This is a genomic window from Paenisporosarcina sp. P4_B8 (assembly GCF_056402175.1).
Genome location: NZ_JBFUHX010000004.1, coordinates 89,982 through 111,287, shown reverse-complemented (window position 1 = coordinate 111,287; position 21,306 = coordinate 89,982). Strand labels below are relative to the sequence as shown.

Sequence of the window (21,306 nt, the reverse complement as noted above, 5' to 3'; positions counted from 1 at the left end):
CTTTATTATAGAGGTTAATGACAATATTCGCTACTATAGCTCAAGAACTTAAACGTCTTATAAACCTTTGCTAGCCATGTGTAATGCAAGGTCGATACAACGAGTAGAGTAGCCTGTTTCGTTATCATACCAAGACAATACTTTTACCATGTTTTTCTCAAGAACCATTGTAGACAATCCATCAACAGTTGATGAAGCAGCGTTACCGTTATAGTCACGAGATACTAATGGTAACTCGTTATATTCTAAGTAACCTTTTAGTTCATTATCAGAAGCAGTTTTAAGTGCAGAGTTTACTTCTTCAGTCGTTACATCTTTTTCAAGCTCAACTACTAAATCAACAAGTGATACATTGGGTGTTGGTACGCGAACAGCCATACCATCTAATTTGCCTTTTAATTCAGGAAGAACTAGTGAAACTGCAGCTGCAGCGCCTGTAGATGTTGGAATCATTGATTCAGCAGCTGCACGTGCGCGACGGTAGTCTTCATGTGGTAAATCTAAAATACGTTGATCATTAGTATAAGAATGAATTGTTGTCATCATCCCACGTTTGATACCAAAGCTTTCATGAAGTACTTTTGCCACTGGTGCCAAACTGTTTGTAGTACATGAAGCATTTGATACAACATTATCCGAATCTGCGTTATAAGACTCATGGTTAACTCCCATAACGAATGTCGGCATACTTCCTTTACCAGGAGAAGAAACGATAACTTTTTTCGCACCCGCTTCGATATGTTTGCCTGCAGTTTTTTCATCACGGAAGATTCCTGTTGATTCGACTACGATATCGATTTCAAGGTCTTTCCAAGGCAATACCGATGGGTCTTTTTCTGCATACACACGTACTTGTTTACCATTGACGATTAAGTATTCACCTTCAGAAGAAATATCAGCATCAAAAACGCCGTGAATTGAATCGTATTTCAGTAAATGAGCTAACATCGCAGCATCAGTTAAGTCGTTAATTGCTACTACTTCCACTCCGTCACGTTGTAATGCCTCGCGGAATACTACTCGCCCAATACGTCCAAATCCGTTAATCGCTAATTTTAAAGTCATTTATAGTTCCTCCTAATTTTCATTACTCATAAGTTGAGTTAATTTCTTCGCTGCACCTTCATCCGTAATCAATACGGTCTGATTGGGTGCATGCTTTAAATATGAAAGCATGGCAGAAGCTTTTGATGCTCCACCAGCTACTGCTAGTAAATGCTTCACTTGATTCAGTTGTTTTAATTGTATTCCAACTGTCCGAATCCGATGGACTGCTTTGCCTTGCTCATTGAAATAGTATCCAAACGCTTCTCCCACAGCCTGTTTCCCTGAAATGATATCCAGTTCCTCAAGGCTTGAGTTGCGTCGTTTTGCCATTTCTTTTGCATCACCGATACCATGAATGACAATGTTCGTGTGATCATATAAGTCCATCATTTCCTTAATGACAGGCTCTTTTATCATGGTCTTATATGCAGCTTCACTTAAATGATCAGGTAAGTATAGTGTTCTGGAAGTACCACTAGCTTGTGCGGCAAATGCAGATGCAATATGATTCGCTTGCAGTTCCACATTTTCCCCGATTCCTCCCCGCGCTGCCACAAACACTAGATTCTTTGGTTTGATGTGCACCGACAAGTGATTTGTAATGGCAGCAATCGTACTTCCACCCGTTACAGCTACAATATCAAGCTCTTTTGATAATTGCTCCAGTTGCTTTGCAGCTTCCTGACCAATCAATGACTTCGCTTGACTTTCTTTTTCGCTATCTCCAGGCACGATGATTACGCGACTTAACTTGAAACTCTTCTCAAGTTGTTTTTCCAGTTCACTTAATCCAGACCATTCGTGAACTAAATTTTTCAAGCTATCTAAAACATCTTTACCTTCATGCGTAATTTCCATTCCATTTGCAAGCACATGTATTAATCCTTGTGCCCGTAAAATGTCAAGCTCTCTTCTTGTCTCCCGTTCGGTTGAATGAACGATTTCACTGAGGGCTCTGCGACCAATTCCAGCAGTTAATTGGATGGTCATCAATAAACGATATCTTTTTTGGAGAAGCGTAGTCATTTCCGGTAACAATTTTTGTTGTGCTCCAAGTAATAGATTCATTGCATTCTCCTTCTGAAAAGTGGTTGGACGTTTTTTGTCCCACTACATTATTTTATGTCCCACCTTAATAATAATATACCCCTTTTCTAAAAAAAGAGCAAATAAAAAAGACGTTTACGATGTAAACGCCTCTAATAACGTAGGATAATCAATCCGTCCTTCCTGAATGACCACTCCGTTGCTTTCGATTACTGGAATGCGGAGTAAGTACTTTTCATGGATGTCATCATTGTCTTCAATATTGATTTCTTCTATATGTAATTCAACATCTTCTTTTACAAGTTGCAGCATCATTCGTGCGTCTTCACACAAAGTACAGTTCGGACGAGAATAAAATTGTACGTTCATTATCCATCTTCCTTTCACGTCTTTAACATCTTGATATCCAAAATTGTACTCTATTTTTCACAATTGCACGTCATAAATTCATAAAAAAACAAGTGGCTACCATGAGCCACTTGTTGCAGACTGTAGACAAACAATAAAAAAGAGAATATAACTGTATACTATTGAGCGTATGCAAGAAAAAATGTTGATTTCGGCGGACGCGTTTCGCGGGCACGGCTTTAGTCTCCTCGACTCTAGAAAAACCGGTGCTCCTGTTTCTGTTTCTGCATCGCTTCTCTAGCTTCGAAACATGGAGGTTCGTTGCATCGCTCTGCTAGCTTCGAAACATGAAAGTGCGTTGCATCGCTTCTCTAGCTTCGTCGCAAACGAATAGTGCAAACTTCATTTGCACTATTCGTTTCCTGCGTGGCCCTGGAAATTCACTCTTTCGTTATAGCATCCTTAAACATGCCAAAAACAAAAAAGCTACAATGACTATAATAGTCACTGTAGCTTTGGTTATTATGCTTTTTTCAATTCACTGCGAGAAATAATGTGATCAACAAGACCATATTCTTTCGCACGCTCAGCTGTCATGAAGTTATCGCGGTCCGTATCTTTTGCGATGACATCAATCGGTTGACCTGTACGTTCTGACAAGATACCGTTTAATTTTTCACGCAAGAATAAAATACGTTTTGCAGCGATTTCAATTTCAGTCGCTTGCCCTTGTGCTCCACCAAGTGGTTGGTGAATCATGACTTCAGCATTCGGTAAAGCATATCGTTTACCTTTTGTTCCAGCCGCAAGCAAGAATGCACCCATTGAAGCTGCCATCCCGATACAAATTGTTTGCACGTCCGGTTTGATGAAGTGCATTGTGTCAAAAATCGCCATACCCGCCGTGATACTTCCACCTGGGCTGTTGATGTAAATAGAAATATCTTTTTCTGGATCTTCAGCTTCTAGGAAAAGTAATTGTGCCACGATGGAGTTTGCAACATTATCATCAATGCCGCTTCCAAGCATAATCACTCGGTCTTTTAATAAACGTGAGTAGATGTCATAAGCGCGCTCTCCGCGGCTTGTTTGTTCAATAACTGTAGGAATTAAATTCATGGAAATGCCCCCTTCAAGCTTTTAATAATTTTCGTACATCCCGAGTATCATCTATTGTACTCGGTTGTTCCTTTATAATATACAAGTTGGTCAAGGAAGGTCAAATATTATGCATAAAAAAGTACAGTTGAATTGTTTGCCTACTATTTGTATAATAGGTAAGTCGCTTGCCCTCGTGGTGCAATGGATAACACGTAAGATTCCGGTTCTTGAGATGGGGGTTCGATTCCCTCCGAGGGCGTCAAAAGGAAACCGTCCCAAACGTTAGAAGACGTATGGGACGGTTTTTTTATTTATATTCATTCATTCAGACAATGGATCACTAACTTCCACAAAGAATGGAAATCTGCGAGTAACAACCGTTTTTGCATCAGTGGCTTTCCATTACAAAAATCTTTCCCCATTCAAAAACGTGAATTTTTTATATTTTATCCAGCAACCGTTTTAACACAATTGCAGTTAATCCAATCGCTTCAGATTCTGTCAAGCTTCCCTCCTCAGCCTTTTTCTCCCAATGATTGGATTCAATTACGCCTTGTTCACGTGCCTTGGTCAACATATTTTTAAATTCATTATTTAATGATAATGAACCTGTATTGAAAAACTTCGTTTCCTCCTTTCCTGAAGAATCTATAACTTTTTTCATTTTCAGCCCGAAACTCTCCGCGATACCTTGAGCGATTGCTACACCGTGTGCTTTCAAATAGTTGTCGTCACGCATTTTTACGATATCCGTGAGACTATCCATAAAACCACCTTCTACTAGTACTGCTGGCATAACTGTCTCCCGCAATTCATGAAAGTTGGCAGATTTCACACCGCGATCCCTTAACCCCATCGCTTTCACTACTTTCGGATGTATGGAATTGGCGAGTTTGAGTGAGGAAGGATTATTGTTTGCCGGCTCCATTACGTAGGTTTCGGTTCCTCCATGATTTCCCCATTGCCCTCCAAGAGCATTATGGTGGCAGCTGATGTACATATCAGCTTTCCAAGCATTTGCCATATCAGTGCGAGTCGCTAAGGGTATATCCGTTTTTCCGCTGGGATCGTCGACCCGCATTTGTAGAACACCTTCATATTTATCCAGATGTGCCATGCCTGAAAGAACCACTTTGCTATTGAATGTCCATTCTTTTTCATCATTTGGCGACCGTTTCCCTGCAGTAGTCAATCCATGTCCTGCAGACCATGCTATTTTAATCACCTCTATTTCCCCCTTTCCTATTAAGATTTTTATCCCATTTTTTAACAACATTCCAAAAAACCATGAATAGTCATCGTTTCTTTTATGCCCCTGTTATTTAATATTAAATAGTATTGTAGCTATAACCCATAGTATTCTCGTAAATCTATTGGGACTGAGTAATTTACTAGATTTATGGAAAAGTAACAATATTTATTAAGTGAAACATTGTGTACTTGATGAATTTTGTCCATAAAAAAACCTTCGACAGATCGTCGAAGGTTTATGATTTTAATCTACTTTTTGAATCATGGCGATTAGTCCTTCAACCGCCTGTTCTTCATCTGATCCTTCAGCACTGATTGTAACTGATGATCCTTTACTGATGGCTAGGCTCATTATGCCCATAATACTTTTTGCATTTACTTTTTTATCTTCTTTTTGCAGATATACATCTGCTTGGTAASGATTTGCTTCTTGCACAAAAAGAGCAGCCTGTCTTGCCTGTAATCCTGATTTCAATTCAACTTGTACTTGATTTTCCGTCATTAGTTCATGCCCCCCTAATCTCTGTCCGTTCATGTATTATTTTTTATGTTAGCTGAAATGAGTCATTCTCACAACTATCTTTTCACTTTATCGAACGCAACTCCACCGCGAAGTCCATCAGCAATTTCATCAAGCTTACGTAATCGGTGATTAATGCCAGATTTACTGATTGTACCTGTTGAAACCATCTCGCCAAGCTCTTTAAGCGTGACATCTGTGTACTCTACACGCAATCTTGCTACTTCCCGCAGTTTCTCAGGTAATTGATCAATTCCCATGACATTATCAATATAACGAATATTTTCCACTTGTCGTATGGATGCGCCAATTGTTTTATTTAGATTGGCCGTTTCACAATTGACGAGACGATTTACGCTATTTCGCATATCGCGGACAATGCGGACATCTTCAAATTTCAATAATGCGTGATGAGCTCCGGTAATACTCAAAAAATCCGATATTTTTTCAGCTTCTTTTAAATAGGTCACAAACCCTTTTTTACGTTCAATTGTTTTAGCATTCAATCCAAAGCCATTCATTAAACTAACAAGTGCATCACTATGGTCTTTATATAGCGAATAAACTTCCAAATGGTATGCAGAGGTTTCCGGATTATTGACTGAGCCACCAGCCAGGAATGCACCACGCAAATACGCCCGCTTGCAACAATTCTTTTTAACTAGTTCAGCTGAAATTGTATGATTGAACTGAAAGTCTTCTGTAATGATTTTCAAATCTTCCAGCAATGCTTTTGCCCCATCTCGCACCCGACAAATATATACATTGTTTTTTTTCAAGCGCATCTTTTTTCGTACCAATAGTTCTACTTGGTACGGGTACAATTCTTTCATCAATGTATATAAACGTCTGGCAATCGCTGCATTCTCGGTTTGTACATCCAAACTCAAACTTCGGTTCGCAAATGAAAGCGCACCATTCATGCGGATGAGTGCAGATAGTTCTGCTTTCGCGCAACAAGGTGTTATGTCAGCCTGCGTCATTTCTTTTTTTGTTTCAGATGCAAATGACATATATATTTCCCCCTTTCGAGCGAAAGTTAGATAAATGATTGCTTGATTGCATTTTCCTTATCTTCCGCATAATGGACCAGCCATTCAGCAACTTTGGTTGCGTCATGACGAATGGCTCCATCCTGGATGGTCGCAATATCTTTTTTGACCACTGTTATTCCTAATTGATTTAATCTTGATTCGTCATAACTCACCGGCATGGACTGTTCTTGTGCATAAATTTCTTGAACGGATAATGGAACTTCATCCGTGTTAAGCAAAATCGTCTGAATAAATGGCGCACCCATATGCAACATCAATGCACGGACATGATCAGCCGCTGAATAGTTCAATGTCTCTCCAGCTTGTGTCATCAAGTTGCAAATGTATACGTTTGGTGCCTTCGATTGGAGTATTGCTTTTTGAATTCCTTGAACCAATAAATTGGGCAAAATACTAGTATATAAACTTCCTGGTCCAAATACGAGTAAATCAGCTTTGCAAATTGCTTTAATCGTATCTGGAAGCGGTTCCACATCATTGGGTGTCAGAAAGACACGATGAATGCGTTGATTATATGTAGGAATCTTTGATTCTCCCGTAACAATGGTCCCATCGTCCAGTTCTGCATGAAGGGTGATTGTCTGATTCGCGGCTGGCAATACAGTACCATGTACATTTAATACGCGACTCATTTCCCGAATTGCATGCGAAAAGTCACCAGTTATATCTGTCAACGCCGTTAACATTAAATTACCTAGTGAATGTCCACCTAAATCATCAGATTGACTGAAACGATATTGGAACATTTCTTCAACTAAAGGCTCTACATCTGATAATGCCGCCATTACTTTTCGAATATCTCCCGGAGGTGGAATATCGTAATCGTCGCGGAGTCTGCCTGAGCTGCCTCCATCATCTGCAACTGTAACAATTGCAGTGATATCGACCGGGAATTTCTTTAATCCTCGCAACAACGTGGATAGACCCGTCCCCCCGCCGATTATGACGATTCGTTTCCGGCGTTTGGAACGTGCCATTCCATCAGCCCTTTCTATGTTTAATATCGCGATGCGTAATTACAGTTTGATAATCTTGTTGGAACAATTTCGCATAGTATTCCGTAAGGGTTACGGAACGGTGTTGCCCACCGGTACAACCAAATGCAATGACGAGCTGGCGTTTTCCTTCTCGTTTATATTGAGGAATCATGTAAGTCAGTAAATCAGTCAGTTTTTCAATTAATATTTGGGTTTCCGGCCATTTCAACACATAACCAGATACATCAGAATCCAAGCCGGTTTTCGGACGCAAATCTTCTATATAATAAGGATTTGGCAAGAATCGTACATCAAATACTAAATCCGCATCAATCGGTAAGCCGTGTTTAAAACCGAATGACATGACGTTTACAGTAAATGTAGAGCTTCCTATTGAAGAAAACTCTTCTTGTATTTTTTCACGAAGATCTTTCGGTTTCAGGGTTGAGGTGTTGTATATGAATTGAGCTCTTCCTTTCAGCTCAGAAAGCAACAAACGTTCTTTTGCAATCCCCTCTAAAGGCAAGCCTTCAGGAGCGAGCGGATGTGAACGCCGTGTTTCTTTATAGCGTCTGACCAGAGTTTCATCGTCTGCTTCCAGGAATAAAATTTTTGGTGTACATAAATTCCCTTTCGCCATTTCATCGAGAGCACCAATCAACGAATCGAATAAATCTCCGCCACGCATATCCATTACCGCAGCAATCCGATTCATGTCTTTTCCTGATTCCTTCATTAATTTTAAAAACGTCATTAATAAAGCTGGTGGCAAGTTATCGATACAGAAAAACCCTAGATCTTCGAAACTTTGAATGGCAACTGTTTTCCCTGCGCCAGACATGCCGGTAATGATGACCAATTCCGAATCCTGAGTTTGTTTTGATTCCATCATTGCTTCTCTCCCTCATATGACGCTTGTATATCTTGTTTAATCAAATCAAAATCATGGGTGTAAACAAATGTCCCGTATTGAACCCCTTGTCCTGATACAACAAATTGTAAGTTCGTACGATCTCCTTCTGCCATTGGCAAATGTGCCAAGGCTTCCACAGGATGCCACTCCAAAATTCCTTCTTTTGTTACTTCAAATGGAATACCTTCTAAATCATGCGACACAAATGTAAAGAGCATCCACTCATTTTCGATCTGCTGTTCATCTTGTACGATCATCGTATAAACGCCTTTTAAATGAGGTTTGACAGGTACGGTGTTGGTTTCTTCTTGAAATTCACGAATGGCCGCACTGTAAATGGACTCGCCTGCTTCCATTTTCCCGCCAGGTGCCACATACCAATTTCTACGTGGTTTTTTCAATAAAAGAACCTGTTGATCTTTCAAAACAATTAAATTTGCTATACGTTGCACATTCGACACTCCAAATCCAAATAAACTCACTTATTCTATTATACAACTTTGAAGGATGGCATATCAAAAAGTATGCAAAAAAGAAAAGCGGAAAGCTCGTCTAGTGACCGGAATGACATCATGGCAAGTTGTTTTCAAGAGTTTTGACCATTGTTATTGAATATATGACCATTCAGAACCGTTATTGACCACTCAAAGACGTTTTCTGACCGGTTAACTTGATTTTCTGTCCAGTTCGAAGCACTTTCTGTCCATACACTTTCAAACACCTTTCCAAACGGCAAAAAAAGAGGCTGTTTCATCGATTTGCACCGAGAAACAGCCTTTCAAAATGTTGCTATAAAAAGGGGGTCAATTTACTATCCTTAATATACACCTTTATTGTTGCAAGGGTATTACAGATGGATTAAAGAATGATTAAAATTAAGCCTTAATGCTTAATTTTTCGTGTAATTCTTCGATATAATGCTGTGCCGCCTGTGCAGCGATACTGCCATCACCTGTTGCCGTTACAATTTGACGCAACGTTTTTTCACGGACATCTCCAGCAGCAAAGATACCAGGGATGCTCGTTTCCATTTGTTCGTTTGTTAAGATATAACCCATTTCGTTCAGGATACCTAATTGAGCAAATGGTTTTGTCAATGGAAGCATTCCGATGTAAATAAATACACCGTTCGCTTTAAATTCCTGTTCCGAATCATCTACTGTTGATGCCAATGTCACGCTTCCGACTTTGCCATTTTCATCGTTAATCGATTTCACAGTATGGTTCCAGATGAAGTCGATTTTTTCATTCGCAAACGCACGTTCTTGCAGGATTTTTTGTGCACGAAGTTCATCACGACGGTGAACAATCGTTACTTTGCTAGCAAAACGTGTTAAATACACGCCTTCTTCCACAGCAGAATCTCCGCCTCCTACAACGACTAATTCTTTATTTCTAAAGAATGCGCCATCGCAGACCGCACAGTAACTTACTCCACGTCCACCCAGTTCAGTTTCGCCTGGAATTCCCATTTTCTTATATTCAGCACCAGTTGTGATGATGATTGAACGGGCTTTATATTCTTTCCCACCCGCTTTAATTGTCTTGAATGCTTCACCATCAGTGATTTCCTGTACATCTCCGTATGCGTACTCCGCACCGAATTTTTTGGCATGTTCAAACATTTTCGTTGAAAGTTCCGGTCCTAAAATATGTTCGAAACCGGGATAGTTTTCAACTTCCTCAGTATTTGCCATTTGGCCACCTGGAATGCCACGTTCAATCATTAAAGTCGATAAATTTCCTCGTGATGTATATACAGCTGCTGTCATACCTGCAGGACCAGCCCCGATAATCACAACATCATAAATTTTTTCTTCAGTCATTAAAAATACCTCCTAAACCCTTCTATCACAAATCGTATAAGATTCATGCAAGTCATTCAACTTTTTTGCTTAAGTATCAAAAAGCGGTAAAAATTGAATAAGTTCATTTACATATTTTGTGATGGTTGGTGTGGTAATCTCATAGCGTTCCGCAAGTGCTTTTTTTGTAATGCCTTGTGAACGTGATGATTGGAACATATAATCCGCAGCGGCCGCTAAAGCCTTAGGGTTTTTAAAGGCATAACCTTTATCAATACCACGCTCAATTAACACAAACCACATTTGAAAGAGGAATGATCCGTCAATTGTTAAAGGGTGATTTTTCCGATACAGCACTTCTGTTGCTTCGACCGCTCGTAAAAAAGAACGTTCAGCAAGTCGACTAGTTTCAAATTCGTGCCCAAGGGCATGGGCCAACAACCATTTTTCCATCGTAGAGTACGTTTCTACATTTACCCATTCAGGATGAGCGATAATTTCTTGTTTATGTGCGGTCTTACCCAACAAAAACAAACCGAACATTCGCTCACTGCGATACGCATTTTCAAGCTTTTCTACAATAAAATCACGATTGTGCTCCATGCCATCTAAAGATTCGCCTTCTTTTTGGCCAGCCCAAGGTTCCAGTCCGTGTTTTTCGGGATCAATTTGAATCAGTTGTTTCCAGTATTGACGAGCTTCTTTTTCATGTCCCGAAAAGTATGCGGAATGTGACAACCAGAAATAAAAGCCAGGGTCGCCCTCGTATCCGCGTTTTTGAAGTGAACGTAACCATTTATACGCATCTTCATATTTACCAACCAAAGCAAAAGTTGCACCCAGCTTGTAGCGGTGTTCCAGCATATACGGTTGGATTTTCCCGAGTAAATTCAAAAGATAAGAGAGTTCCTGCTCATTTTTTTCGTAATAATGAACGACTGCTAAATTACACAATGCATGTAAATTTCCTGTGTTTTCTTCCAACACTTTATGTAATAAAGCTTTTGCTTGATCGACTTCGCCGATATAAAAATAAGCGAGCGCCAAATTGTTGAATGCAGCCCAAAAATCCGGATTTTCTTCAATCAAATTCTCCAAAACTTCAATTGCCTTTTCAAAGTTTCCTTGTTCCATCATCCGTCTTGCTTTTTCTTGAATGACTAAAATTTCGCTTCCGAAATTATCATCTTCAAATAACGGCCAATCTTCTTGTTCCGAGAAATCAATGATCTCCATTGCTTCCTCAGCGTAAGCTCCCGTCATATCCAATTCAATATACTGTTTGGCATACTTATGGGCATCCGAAAGAAAACCGAGATGAGCGTTGACTTCGGCCAAGAAGAAAACAATTTCACTTTCATTTGGATCAAGACTGTACGCACTTTGCAATAATTCAAGGGCATGGTCGTATTTTTCCACTTCCATTTCCACAATTGCGTATTGCATTAAAATAAGCGGATCATCAGGACTCAGTTCCGCTGCACGTCTCAAATATTTATGCGCTTTTTCAAAATGCTCACGATTCAGAGCTACTAACGCTTTTTGATAATAATATTCGCCTGTAGGAATAAACGAGACGATGTTTTCATTCGCGAGTTGTTTGTGTTTTTTCTCCAATTAATGCCTCCGAAAAAATAAAAAGGAACACAACAGGTCCCTTTTCAGTATCTCTCTATTATAGCACATTGGCTTATGATTTACTCTCATGTCGTTTCTGTAAAACTTCCAACACATCATACAAATTCACTTTTTGTTCTTGAAGCAAGACTAATAAGTGATAGAGCAAGTCAGCAGCTTCCCATTGCAATTCTTCGGCATCACGGTTTTTTGCGGCAATTACGACTTCTGTCGCTTCTTCCCCGATTTTCTTGCCGATTTTGTCCACGCCTTTTTCAAATAAGTAGGTCGTATAGGCACCTTCTGGCATAGATTTTTCACGTTGTTGGATGACTTGTACCAAATCTGCCAAAATCCCGAAACTGCCGACAGTTTGTCCTGGAGAGAGGATGTCTTTATGAAAACAAGTGGCTTCACCCGTATGACAAGCAGGGCCTTTTGGCAACACTTCCACCACTAATGCATCTTCATCACAGTCTGTTCGGATGGCTACTACTTGTTGCGTGTTACCACTCGTTGCACCTTTATGCCATAGTTCTTGTCTCGAACGACTGAAGAACCATGTTTCTTTCGTTTCAATTGTTTTTTCCATTGATTGACGATTCATATAAGCGACCGTCAACACTTCTTTTGTTTGTGCATGTTGAACAACAACCGGTATCAGTCCTTGCTCATCAAATTGAATGGTTTCCATTACGTTTTTTGTCATCTGACTGACACTCCCTTCTCTCGTAGTACACTTTTCACTTCTGCTACACTGGTCTCTTTATAATGAAAAATGGAAGCAGCCAATGCCGCATCTACATCCACTTCATTGAATACATCATAAAAGTGTTGGGCATTTCCTGCCCCACCACTTGCGATAACCGGAACATTGACAGCCTCCCGAACCGCTTTCGTTAACGCCAAATCAAAACCACTTTTTTCACCATCTTTGTTCATGGACGTTAGGAGTATTTCTCCTGCACCTAATCGCGTGGCTTCTTGTGCCCATTTAACTGCTGTCCATTGTGTAAGCCGTCGACCACCATGCGTATAGACCATCCACGTCCCGTCATTCTCTGACCATTTTGCATCAATAGCAACGACAATGCATTGTGAACCGAAATATGCCGCACCTTCAGCAATCAATGCCGGACGTTCAAGTGCAGATGTATTGACGGATATTTTATCTGCACCCGCCCGCAGCATGTTTTTCATATCATCCAGTGTTCGGATTCCGCCTCCAACGGTAAAAGGAATAGCCAGTTCAACAGCAGTTTGACGTACGACATCAATCATCGTCTCTTTTCCTTCATGCGAAGCCGATATATCCAAAAATACTAACTCATCTGCCCCTTGCTCATCATAAAATTTTGCAAGTTCGACCGGATCTCCTGCATCTCGTAATGAAACAAATTGAACCCCTTTTACCACTCGTCCTTCTTTGACATCCAAACATGGAATAATTCGTTTTGTTAACATGAAGCCACCTCACGCAATGCTTCCGGTAACGTGAAGCGATTTTCATAAAGTGCTTTACCAATAATCACGCCACCGATTTTTGAACCTGCGGCTGCTTGTGCAACTCGCTTCACGTCTGAAAGTGAACTAATGCCCCCAGAAACAATCACTTCTGCTCCCGTAGCTTCGGCAAGAAGTTCATTCGCAAGAATATTAGGTCCACTTAATGTTCCGTCCGTTGCGATATCCGTAAAAATAAAGGTTTTCGTACCATGAGTTGCAAAATATTGCCCTACTTCAATCGCGGATTTTGAGGAAGTTTCCAACCATCCATGTGTAGCAACCATGCCATCTTTTGCGTCAAGCCCTATAACTATTTTCTCTGCACCGAACTTTTGGATCATCGAGACCGCTAGCTCTGGTTGCTGAATAGCCAAGCTTCCGATGATGACTCGTGCCACACCATTATCCAGATAATATTTCACATCTTCTTCAGTGCGTATTCCTCCGCCAATTTGCACATTCACACCAAGCTCAGTAGCCGCACGGATTACATCTTTATCGTGAATTCGTTTCCCATCTTTCGCGCCGTCCAAATCTACCATGTGAATCCACTTTGCTCCTGAGCATGCAAACGTTTTTGCCATTTCAAAAGGAGATTCCGCATAAACCGTCTCTTGATTATAATCCCCTTTAAATAAGCGCACACATTTGCCTCCACGCATATCAATTGCAGGGTATAATTCAATCACTTTCATCTTTGTTCACTCCTTTCTTTTACTTGACCGACCCATTTTTTCAACAAGTATTTTCCGAACGGTCCAGACTTTTCAGGGTGAAACTGCATACCAGTTATTGAGTCTTTCTGGACAAGTCCAGGAACAAACTGACCTGCATATGTACTGCTTGCCAGTACTTCTTTTTGCATTGTATTTTGTGCCAAATAGGAATGAACAAAGTAGACATGAGTTGAATCTTCTTTATCGAGACCATTCAGCCAATCTGGTTGATGTGTAAAAGATAATGGATTCCATCCCATATGAGGAATTCGGATACGTTTTTGTTCTGCATCCAGTTGTTCAAATTTCTGAATATGACCCGTTAATATACCTAAACCTTCCGTCCGTCCATTTTCTGTACTATCTTCATATAGAAGCTGCATGCCCAGACATATGCCAAGTAACGGTTTGTTGGTGTTCTCGATTTGTTTAATATATTGATCCAAGCCAGACTCACGCAGACGACTCATGGCATCTGGAAATGCCCCCACACCTGGTAAAACATAACCATCCATTTGATTTAAGACGTTTGTATCTGCCGTTATGGAAACTTCACAACCTAGTCGAAGCAGCGCTTGTTCAACACTATACAAATTGCCCATTCCGTAATCGATTACACCAATTTTCATGTTAATAATCCTTTCGTGGATGGCACTCCTTTGACACGCGGATCAATGGATACCGCTTCATCTAGCGCTCTTGCCAAAGCTTTGAATATAGCTTCAATCATGTGGTGTGTATTGTGGCCATAGTGAAGGATTACATGAACATTCATCCGTGCTTCGAGAGTGAATTTCCATAAAAATTCATGGACAAGTTCCGTATCGAAATTTCCTACTTTTTCTTTAGGGAATGTCGCTCTGAATTCAAGGTGAGGACGGTTTGAACAATCCACAATCACTTGCGCCAGTGCATCATCCATTGGCACAAATGCATTACCGTATCGTCGTATCCCTTTTTTATCACCTAACGCTTCTTTGACAACTTGCCCGAGTACAATCCCGATATCTTCAGTTGTATGATGATCATCAATATGTGTGTCACCAGACGCTTGAATGGTCGCATTAAAGAATCCATGTTTCACAAATAAATCAAGCATATGATCCATAAAAGGGACGCCAGTATCAATCGTGGCCTGTCCTTCTCCATCCAGTTGCATCGTAACTTTCACTTGTGTTTCGTTCGTTTTTCTATTAATCGTTGCTACGCGTGTCATGATTGATTCATCCCCTTTTTCCAGCCTCTTGATTCTACAGCTCTTGCATGGGCTTCTAACCCTTCCATTCTCGCCAGTCTTGCTATTTTATCTGCATGTTGTTGCCATGTTTCTTCCGTGTAAAAAATGATGCTTGTCTTTTTGATAAAATCATCCACTGATAATGGACTGGAGAACCGAGCAGTGCTGTTTGTCGGCAAAACATGATTGGTCCCTGCAAAGTAGTCACCAATTGGTTCCGAACTGTATCGACCGATAAAAATCGCACCTGCATGTCGCACTTGTTGTGCAACTTCATGAGGATTGATTGTCATGATTTCCAAATGCTCCGGTGCCAATTTGTTTACAGCTTTAATAATATCCGGCATTGTTTCTGCAACATAAATTTTCCCGAACTTTTCAACAGCGGCACGTGCAATCTTCTCACGTGGGAGCGTTCGCAATTGTTTCTCCACTTCTATTGCAACTTCCTGAGCAAATACATCGCTCGTCGTCAGTAAAATCGGACAAGCCATCGGATCATGTTCAGCTTGGGATAATAAATCGGCGGCGATTTCGTCCGCATATGCAGTATCATCTGCGATGATGGCAATTTCACTCGGTCCTGCAATCATATCAATAGCCACTTCACCAAATACTTCCCGTTTGGCCAATGCAACAAACACATTACCTGGACCTGTTATTTTATCTACAGGTGCAATGGATTCAGTACCATATGCAAGAGCGGCGATTGCCTGAGCTCCACCCATTTTATAAATTTCTTCAATTCCTAAAATCGAAGCCGCAACCAATACTGCGTCTGGTAGTGCTCCTTTATCGTTTGGAGGTGACACAATGACAATTCGTTCAACACCAGCCACTTGTGCCGGAATGACATTCATTAATACCGATGACGGATAAGCAGCGGAGCCACCTGGCACGTACAAACCAACTGCATCCAATGGACTTACTCGTTGTCCAATAAATGAACCATTATTGACGTCAACTTCATAAGATGACCGTTTTTGCATTTCATGAAAAAGGCGGATATTTTTTGCCGCTTCTTCCAAATCACTTTTAAGTTCTTCATCAAAATTGGCGAGTGCGTGTTGAATTTCATCCATCGAAACACTAAATTCACTTAGTTTAATTCCGTCCCATTTCTCGCTATAGTCCGCGACTGCTTGGTCACCGCGTTTTTTGACATCGGCCAATACCATTTTCACGGTGTTCAATTGCTCCGCATTGCCCATTTCCAACGGTCGTTTTAATGATATATCTTTCGTTAAAGAAACGATTTGCATATAATATCCTCCTTACTCCATTGACTCTTTCAGTCGCTTCACCATATCGCGGATGCGTTCGCTTTTTAGTCGGTAACTGACGGGATTAGCAATTAACCTCGATGTCACATCCACAATGCGTTCGTATTCAACAAGTCCATTTTCTTTCAATGTCCGGCCAGAAGATACGATATCCACAATTCGATCGGCCAGCCCAATCATGGGTGCCAGTTCGATTGAACCATTTAATCCAATAATTTCAACTTGCTCCCCTTTTTCTTTGTAAAAAGCCGAAGCAATTTCAGGATATTTAGTTGCGACACGAGGCGCAATCTCATTCATGACTGTATTCGGCAAGCCTGCAGTTGCTATATAGCATTCGCTGATTTTTAAATCCAACAACTCATGAACAATTCGTTTTTGTTCAAGTAATACATCTTTACCCGCTATTCCTATATCTGCAACCCCATGTTCCACATAAACAGGTACATCCATCGGTTTCGCAAGAATAAATCGAATCTTTTCACCAGGAGCTTCAACAATGAGTTTCCGTGATTCTTCAAAGTCATCCGGCAACTGAAAACCCGCTTTTTGAAGTAACACATAAGCTTCTTCAAAAATTCGTCCTTTCGGCATTGCAATTGTCAGTTCACTCATTATTTCCATCTCCTTCTGTTAACCACACTACTTCTGTAAAGTTATCCTGATAAGCCTGTCTGTCCTCTACACCATTAACATATTGAATGGTTGTCCGAATCCCTTGCTTTCTAAATTTATTCGCCTCATTGACTGCTTCCATATAATTAGCTTCATCAAAAAAGATTAACGTATGTGGATTACGTGTTGTCGATGTAGTCATCACTTCAAGCAATCTGTCTACTCTCAATCCAAAACCTGTTGCACCGACATCACAATTGAATTCCTGCAACAAACCGTCATAGCGACCTCCATTGCCTATCGGAAAACCTGATCCACTCGCAAAAACTTCAAATAACATCCCAGTGTAATAACTCATTTCACTAGTAAGTGTTAGATCGTATGTGACCAGATTTGAAAGACCTGCATTTTCCAGTAATACGGACAAGTCACTAAGATACATAAACATGTTCACTTGCTGAATATTTGATTGGTCGATAAAAGGATGTAATGATTGAATGGATTGCACATTCGAAGCATGTCCAATAAATTCAATAAAGCGTTCTTCTTCTACTTTCGATAATCCATACGATTGTACAGCCTCTTCAAATCCAACCATGTTCTTTTCCACAAGTAATTTACGCAGTTCTTTAACTTGTTCTTTGGATTCGGTAAATTGCGTTAAAATTGATTGCAATAACCCTGCATGTCCGACAGTTAAATGATATTCACCAATTCCAAGTTCCTGTACAAAATCCGATGCGGTTATAATCATTTCTGCATCTGCGAAAACTGAAGAATCTCCTATTAACTCCACGCCCATTTGCTCGAATTCAGCAGGTCTTCCGCCTTCATTTTCCTGAGCACGGAAGACGTTCGCAAAGTATGCGAGACGCAATGGGATTTGTTCCTTCAATAGCTTAGATGTTGCCACACGAACAATTGGTGTCGTCATATCTGGTCTTAAGACAAGTGTCTCACCTTGGCGATCGACTAATTTAAACAATGATGAATCTGAAATTGCCGAGGCTTTCCCCACGGTTTCGTAATATTCAACAGTAGGTGTTTTGATAAAATCAAAGCCGTGAGCTTTGAAAAATTTTCTGCCGACATCCCGTACTTTTTCCTTTTTTTCATTTATTAACGGAAATGAGTCTCTCATCCCTAGCGGTTTCTCAAATTTTCGAATTGGCGTCATTCTTTCATCACTTCCTAAAATAAGGATATTTTACTTTAGTACACTAGCATGCTACTACAATGAAATAAAATATATTTTAACGTAACTAATAGAGTGCGTCAATACAAAAGACCTCATGAAGCATTGGAATTCTCTTCATGAGGTCTTTTCTGGTTATATAAGGCGACGTGTCGCCATTTCTTCAGCAGTGTAAATGAGTTTCATTGGATTCCCCCCGACAAAACTGCCTTCTGGTACATCTTTATGAACAAGAGTAGCAGCAGAAACAATCGCACCATCACCAATAGTAACTCCAGGTAAAATGGTAGAATTCGCTCCTATAAGAACACGATTCCCAATAATGACGTCTCCAATACGATATTCGTCAATTAAGTACTCATGGGCTAAAAGCGTCGTATTGTACCCGACGATTGTATTCTCTCCAATTGTAATTCTCTCTGGAAACATGACATCAGGCATAACCATCAAGGCAAATGAAGTTTGCTCTCCAACTTTCATATGTAAAAAGTGTCGGTAGAGGAAATTTTTCAGTGGCAATGAAGGGCTGTATCTGCCCAGTTGAATAACGATAAAATTTTTCATCACCTTCCAAAAAGGCACCGTTCGGTAAATATGCCACAACGAGTTTGCCCCTTCTACGGGATAACGTTCCGTCCTTCTCATGAAGATGTTCCGTCCACGATTTCAAGCAAATCCGTTATATGCTGCAACATATATGTTGGGTTAAAAGTAGCTAAATATGCTTCGCCTTTAGCAGTCCATGCAACACCAGCTGTTCTTACACCTGCGTTTTGACCACCCTCGATATCATGGGAGTTGTCCCCGATCATTATTGCCTCTTCTTTCGTTGCATTCAAACGCTCAAGTGCCAAAAGAATGGGTTCAGGGTCTGGTTTTGGGGTAACCACGTCGTCGAGTGCAATCACAACATCGAAGATGTCCTCAATCCCCATTAATGTTAATCCCTTCTGAATCATACCTTGCCTTTTCGTTGATACAATCGCCATCTTAAAGCCTCGAGCTTTTAATATACGGAGAGTATCAGTAACACCATCAAATTCGACAGCCATTTGATCGTGCATTTCAATATTCCATGCGCGGTATTCTTTAATTAGCTCTTCTGTCAACGTTTCATCAATCGAATCAAATGTCTGTTTTAGGGAAGGTCCTATAAAATGCAGCACGTCTTCTTTAGTAAATCTTCCGGGATATCTTTTACCCAAAACACTTAAAAACGTTTGAATGATGAGCTCATTCGTATCCAGCAATGTACCATCAAAATCAAAAAGAAGCGTTGTTATTGGTTGAGATTTCATGATGTAAGTACTTCCTTTCTTTTCGTTTGCTCAGCTCTTTTCCAAATTGATGCGACCACAATCGTCAATACAAAAGCGATGCCGAGCCTTAGTAAAAATAATGGCCAAATCGGTATTCCAAGAGGAATAAAGATAAGCGTATCTTCTACAACTGCGTGACAGGCGACTAAAAAGATAAATACCAGCGTTGCATCTTTCTTGCTGACCCCGTCCTCTTGTACTGCCTGAATCATTACGCCTGCACCAAATGCCAACCCAATAACCAATCCAGATACCAGTGTCATCGAAGCATTTGGTTTAATTCCGAGCAACTTTGTAAAAGGTGCGATTTTTTGTGAAAACTTCTGCAAATATTGTTTGTCTTTCAAATATTGAATGACAACCATTAATGGAATGACGACCAGGGCGAGTTGCAGTACCCCATAACTTGCTTTTTGCAGTCCGAGTAAGACGATTTCAAGCCACCCTTCAGGCATGGTAGCCATTTTTGGTGCCATCCCATATTGAGCGACTTGCGAACCACCAGACCACACCAGGTTTATGACGATTGCCGATATAGCTGCAAGACCAAATCTTACGAGTAAAACTACCCACAATTTTACGCCAACCTTTAATGCCACTCCCGTTTCAATAAAAATATTATGGGAGAATGACAACATGACTGCCAGAATAAAGACTTCTTTCACAGTCAATTCGAGTGAAAGTATTCCGGCAATCCCTGCATACAAATTGAGCGCGTTTCCTAATACTAGCGGAATCGCTGCATCGCCGCGCAATCCGAATATACCCATGATGGGAGAAACGAAGTCAATAATCCACGGAAGAACTGGTGTGTACTGCAAAATAACCAGCAACAATGTAATTGGAAATATGATTTTGCTAAGCGTCCAGGTTGTTTTAAGACCCGCCAGCAGTCCATTTTTTATTGTAGTCATGTATGATACTTCCTTATTTATGCGTCTTTATAACGCACAGGATCTTTAATGGTCATACGACGGTAAACAACAATCAATAGTGCAACAACAACTGTAATAAGAGACACTACCTGTGCCGTGCGAAGTTCCCCGAGTAAATACAGACTGTCAGTCCGCAATCCTTCAATAAAGAAACGTCCCACAGAATACCAGATAAGATAAAACAAGAACATTTCTCCGCGTAGTAAATTAACTCTACGCAATAATATTAAGATAACAACACCCATGAAATTCCATATAGATTCATATAAGAAAGTGGGATGGTAATACGTCCCATCAATTCGCATTTGTTCGATAATCCAGTCTGGTAAAAACATATTCTCTAAGAAAGCACGTGATACAGGTCCTCCGTGTGCTTCCTGATTCATAAAGTTGCCCCAACGTCCTATTGTCTGACCGATTAGGATACTTGGTGCCACTACGTCCGCCAGTTTCAAAAATGAGACTTTGCGTTTTTTCGTAAACACATAAGCGGTAACGAATGAAGCAATCAATGCTCCATGTATGGCAAGTCCTCCCTCCCAAACTTGAAGGATATCACCGGGATTTTGGGAGTAATACTCCCATTTAAATATTACGTAATAAAGACGCGCCCCAAGAATTGCCAATGGGACAGCCCATATCAATAAATCCGTTAAGAATTCTTCGTGAAAACCTCGTTTCAGCATTTCACGCTGTGCTACTAGAAATGCCAAAACAATTCCAAAAGCGATAATGACGCCGTACCATCGTACATCAATCGGTCCAAGAGAAATCGCGATTGGATCAAATGCTCCAAGTAAAAAATTCATGTTATACCCC

24 protein-coding genes and 1 tRNA gene are annotated in these 21,306 nt (G+C 40.5%); 1 reads left to right on the top strand and 24 read right to left on the bottom strand.

The features are described 5' to 3' along the window. Positions 1-57 precede the first annotated feature (57 nt). The 4 genes from gap to clpP form a co-directional block, all read right to left on the bottom strand. Positions 58-1,065, bottom strand: a complete 1,008-nt coding sequence (gene gap, locus AC1DSK_RS05795; protein WP_477547764.1) for a type I glyceraldehyde-3-phosphate dehydrogenase — start codon at positions 1,063-1,065, stop codon at positions 58-60. 12 nt (positions 1,066-1,077) lie between these two features. Then, on the bottom strand, positions 1,078-2,115 hold the full coding sequence (locus AC1DSK_RS05790; RefSeq protein WP_477547763.1) for a sugar-binding transcriptional regulator: 1,038 nt from the start codon (positions 2,113-2,115) through the stop codon (positions 1,078-1,080). 114 nt (positions 2,116-2,229) lie between these two features. Next, positions 2,230-2,463, bottom strand: coding sequence for a glutaredoxin family protein (locus AC1DSK_RS05785; RefSeq protein ID WP_016429082.1), 234 nt, complete (start codon positions 2,461-2,463; stop codon positions 2,230-2,232). A 501-nt stretch (positions 2,464-2,964) separates the two neighbouring features. Further along, positions 2,965-3,561, bottom strand: a complete 597-nt coding sequence (gene clpP, locus AC1DSK_RS05780) for an ATP-dependent Clp endopeptidase proteolytic subunit ClpP (RefSeq protein WP_477547762.1) — start codon at positions 3,559-3,561, stop codon at positions 2,965-2,967. A gap of 169 nt (positions 3,562-3,730) precedes the next feature. Between clpP and AC1DSK_RS05775 the strand changes: the two genes are divergently transcribed. Continuing rightward, positions 3,731-3,802 (top strand) — tRNA-Arg (locus AC1DSK_RS05775). A gap of 180 nt (positions 3,803-3,982) precedes the next feature. On the opposite strand, the gene AC1DSK_RS05770 is transcribed toward AC1DSK_RS05775, so the two are convergent. The 20 genes from AC1DSK_RS05770 to lgt form a co-directional block, all read right to left on the bottom strand. Further along, a complete protein-coding gene (locus AC1DSK_RS05770; RefSeq protein ID WP_477547761.1) occupies positions 3,983-4,768 on the bottom strand; it encodes an N-acetylmuramoyl-L-alanine amidase family protein in 786 nt (261 codons plus the stop codon). 270 nt (positions 4,769-5,038) lie between these two features. After that, positions 5,039-5,296 (bottom strand): HPr family phosphocarrier protein, encoded by a 258-nt coding sequence (locus tag AC1DSK_RS05765; RefSeq protein WP_477598101.1) that lies wholly within the window; start codon positions 5,294-5,296, stop codon positions 5,039-5,041. A 74-nt stretch (positions 5,297-5,370) separates the two neighbouring features. Continuing rightward, positions 5,371-6,327, bottom strand: a complete 957-nt coding sequence (gene whiA, locus AC1DSK_RS05760; protein ID WP_477547759.1) for a DNA-binding protein WhiA — start codon at positions 6,325-6,327, stop codon at positions 5,371-5,373. A 26-nt stretch (positions 6,328-6,353) separates the two neighbouring features. Further along, entirely contained in the window at positions 6,354-7,346 is a 993-nt protein-coding gene (locus tag AC1DSK_RS05755) for a gluconeogenesis factor YvcK family protein (protein WP_477547758.1), read from the bottom strand. A gap of 4 nt (positions 7,347-7,350) precedes the next feature. Further along, on the bottom strand, positions 7,351-8,238 hold the full coding sequence (rapZ, locus tag AC1DSK_RS05750) for an RNase adapter RapZ (RefSeq protein ID WP_477547757.1): 888 nt from the start codon (positions 8,236-8,238) through the stop codon (positions 7,351-7,353). Next, positions 8,235-8,711, bottom strand: a complete 477-nt coding sequence (locus AC1DSK_RS05745; protein WP_477547756.1) for an NUDIX hydrolase — start codon at positions 8,709-8,711, stop codon at positions 8,235-8,237. Before AC1DSK_RS05745 ends, rapZ begins: the two co-directional genes overlap by 4 nt. A gap of 423 nt (positions 8,712-9,134) precedes the next feature. Next, positions 9,135-10,085, bottom strand: coding sequence for a thioredoxin-disulfide reductase (trxB, locus tag AC1DSK_RS05740; RefSeq protein WP_016429090.1), 951 nt, complete (start codon positions 10,083-10,085; stop codon positions 9,135-9,137). A 69-nt stretch (positions 10,086-10,154) separates the two neighbouring features. Continuing rightward, complete coding sequence (locus AC1DSK_RS05735) at positions 10,155-11,681, bottom strand: tetratricopeptide repeat protein (protein WP_477547755.1); 1,527 nt, start codon at positions 11,679-11,681, stop codon at positions 10,155-10,157. A gap of 73 nt (positions 11,682-11,754) precedes the next feature. Continuing rightward, positions 11,755-12,390 carry a bifunctional phosphoribosyl-AMP cyclohydrolase/phosphoribosyl-ATP diphosphatase HisIE gene (gene hisIE, locus AC1DSK_RS05730; RefSeq protein ID WP_477547754.1) on the bottom strand — a complete coding sequence of 212 codons (636 nt, stop codon included), beginning with the start codon at positions 12,388-12,390 and terminating at the stop codon, positions 11,755-11,757. Beyond that, complete coding sequence (hisF, locus tag AC1DSK_RS05725) at positions 12,387-13,145, bottom strand: imidazole glycerol phosphate synthase subunit HisF (protein ID WP_477547753.1); 759 nt, start codon at positions 13,143-13,145, stop codon at positions 12,387-12,389. Before hisF ends, hisIE begins: the two co-directional genes overlap by 4 nt. Further along, the gene (hisA, locus tag AC1DSK_RS05720; RefSeq protein WP_477547752.1) at positions 13,139-13,882 is read right to left on the bottom strand and encodes a 1-(5-phosphoribosyl)-5-[(5-phosphoribosylamino)methylideneamino]imidazole-4-carboxamide isomerase; all 744 of its coding nucleotides are present in this window, start codon (positions 13,880-13,882) and stop codon (positions 13,139-13,141) included. The genes hisF and hisA overlap by 7 nt, the downstream gene beginning before the upstream one ends. Further along, positions 13,879-14,532, bottom strand: coding sequence for an imidazole glycerol phosphate synthase subunit HisH (hisH, locus tag AC1DSK_RS05715; RefSeq protein WP_477547751.1), 654 nt, complete (start codon positions 14,530-14,532; stop codon positions 13,879-13,881). Before hisH ends, hisA begins: the two co-directional genes overlap by 4 nt. Next, positions 14,529-15,119: an imidazoleglycerol-phosphate dehydratase HisB gene (hisB, locus tag AC1DSK_RS05710; protein ID WP_477547750.1), complete on the bottom strand. Its 591-nt coding sequence runs from the start codon at positions 15,117-15,119 to the stop codon at positions 14,529-14,531. The genes hisH and hisB overlap by 4 nt, the downstream gene beginning before the upstream one ends. Beyond that, positions 15,116-16,402 carry a histidinol dehydrogenase gene (hisD, locus tag AC1DSK_RS05705; protein ID WP_477547749.1) on the bottom strand — a complete coding sequence of 429 codons (1,287 nt, stop codon included), beginning with the start codon at positions 16,400-16,402 and terminating at the stop codon, positions 15,116-15,118. The genes hisB and hisD overlap by 4 nt, the downstream gene beginning before the upstream one ends. 12 nt (positions 16,403-16,414) lie before the next feature. Beyond that, the gene (gene hisG, locus AC1DSK_RS05700) at positions 16,415-17,038 is read right to left on the bottom strand and encodes an ATP phosphoribosyltransferase (RefSeq protein ID WP_477531406.1); all 624 of its coding nucleotides are present in this window, start codon (positions 17,036-17,038) and stop codon (positions 16,415-16,417) included. Then, positions 17,031-18,215, bottom strand: a complete 1,185-nt coding sequence (locus AC1DSK_RS05695) for an ATP phosphoribosyltransferase regulatory subunit (protein ID WP_477547748.1) — start codon at positions 18,213-18,215, stop codon at positions 17,031-17,033. Before AC1DSK_RS05695 ends, hisG begins: the two co-directional genes overlap by 8 nt. Positions 18,216-18,368: 153 nt before the next feature. Beyond that, positions 18,369-18,878 (bottom strand): acyltransferase, encoded by a 510-nt coding sequence (locus tag AC1DSK_RS05690; protein WP_477547747.1) that lies wholly within the window; start codon positions 18,876-18,878, stop codon positions 18,369-18,371. Then, the gene (gene ppaX, locus AC1DSK_RS05685; RefSeq protein ID WP_477547746.1) at positions 18,875-19,531 is read right to left on the bottom strand and encodes a pyrophosphatase PpaX; all 657 of its coding nucleotides are present in this window, start codon (positions 19,529-19,531) and stop codon (positions 18,875-18,877) included. Before ppaX ends, AC1DSK_RS05690 begins: the two co-directional genes overlap by 4 nt. Then, a complete protein-coding gene (locus AC1DSK_RS05680) occupies positions 19,528-20,466 on the bottom strand; it encodes a nucleoside recognition domain-containing protein (RefSeq protein ID WP_477547745.1) in 939 nt (312 codons plus the stop codon). Before AC1DSK_RS05680 ends, ppaX begins: the two co-directional genes overlap by 4 nt. A 17-nt stretch (positions 20,467-20,483) precedes the next feature. Continuing rightward, positions 20,484-21,296, bottom strand: a complete 813-nt coding sequence (lgt, locus tag AC1DSK_RS05675) for a prolipoprotein diacylglyceryl transferase (protein WP_477531402.1) — start codon at positions 21,294-21,296, stop codon at positions 20,484-20,486. Between the last annotated feature and the right edge of the window lie 10 nt (positions 21,297-21,306).

Bases quoted from the DNA above. Each gene is read 5' to 3' on its own strand.
- clpP (WP_477547762.1), bottom strand. From the start codon at position 3,561: ATGAATTTAATTCCTACAGTTATTGAACAAACAAGCCGCGGAGAGCGC.
- rapZ (WP_477547757.1), bottom strand. From the start codon at position 8,238: ATGATGGAATCAAAACAAACTCAGGATTCGGAATTGGTCATCATTACC.
- hisB (WP_477547750.1), bottom strand. From the start codon at position 15,119: ATGACACGCGTAGCAACGATTAATAGAAAAACGAACGAAACACAAGTG.
- AC1DSK_RS05680 (WP_477547745.1), bottom strand. From the start codon at position 20,466: ATGACTACAATAAAAAATGGACTGCTGGCGGGTCTTAAAACAACCTGG.
- trxB (WP_016429090.1), bottom strand. From the start codon at position 10,085: ATGACTGAAGAAAAAATTTATGATGTTGTGATTATCGGGGCTGGTCCT.
- AC1DSK_RS05790 (WP_477547763.1), bottom strand. From the start codon at position 2,115: ATGAATCTATTACTTGGAGCACAACAAAAATTGTTACCGGAAATGACT.
- ppaX (WP_477547746.1), bottom strand. From the start codon at position 19,531: ATGAAATCTCAACCAATAACAACGCTTCTTTTTGATTTTGATGGTACA.
- AC1DSK_RS05785 (WP_016429082.1), bottom strand. From the start codon at position 2,463: ATGAACGTACAATTTTATTCTCGTCCGAACTGTACTTTGTGTGAAGAC.
- whiA (WP_477547759.1), bottom strand. From the start codon at position 6,327: ATGTCATTTGCATCTGAAACAAAAAAAGAAATGACGCAGGCTGACATA.
- lgt (WP_477531402.1), bottom strand. From the start codon at position 21,296: ATGAATTTTTTACTTGGAGCATTTGATCCAATCGCGATTTCTCTTGGA.
- hisF (WP_477547753.1), bottom strand. From the start codon at position 13,145: ATGTTAACAAAACGAATTATTCCATGTTTGGATGTCAAAGAAGGACGA.
- gap (WP_477547764.1), bottom strand. From the start codon at position 1,065: ATGACTTTAAAATTAGCGATTAACGGATTTGGACGTATTGGGCGAGTA.
- hisIE (WP_477547754.1), bottom strand. From the start codon at position 12,390: ATGACAAAAAACGTAATGGAAACCATTCAATTTGATGAGCAAGGACTG.
- hisH (WP_477547751.1), bottom strand. From the start codon at position 14,532: ATGAAAATTGGTGTAATCGATTACGGAATGGGCAATTTGTATAGTGTT.
- hisA (WP_477547752.1), bottom strand. From the start codon at position 13,882: ATGAAAGTGATTGAATTATACCCTGCAATTGATATGCGTGGAGGCAAA.
- AC1DSK_RS05690 (WP_477547747.1), bottom strand. From the start codon at position 18,878: ATGAGAAGGACGGAACGTTATCCCGTAGAAGGGGCAAACTCGTTGTGG.
- hisG (WP_477531406.1), bottom strand. From the start codon at position 17,038: ATGAGTGAACTGACAATTGCAATGCCGAAAGGACGAATTTTTGAAGAA.
- AC1DSK_RS05695 (WP_477547748.1), bottom strand. From the start codon at position 18,215: ATGACGCCAATTCGAAAATTTGAGAAACCGCTAGGGATGAGAGACTCA.
- AC1DSK_RS05755 (WP_477547758.1), bottom strand. From the start codon at position 7,346: ATGGCACGTTCCAAACGCCGGAAACGAATCGTCATAATCGGCGGGGGG.
- hisD (WP_477547749.1), bottom strand. From the start codon at position 16,402: ATGCAAATCGTTTCTTTAACGAAAGATATATCATTAAAACGACCGTTG.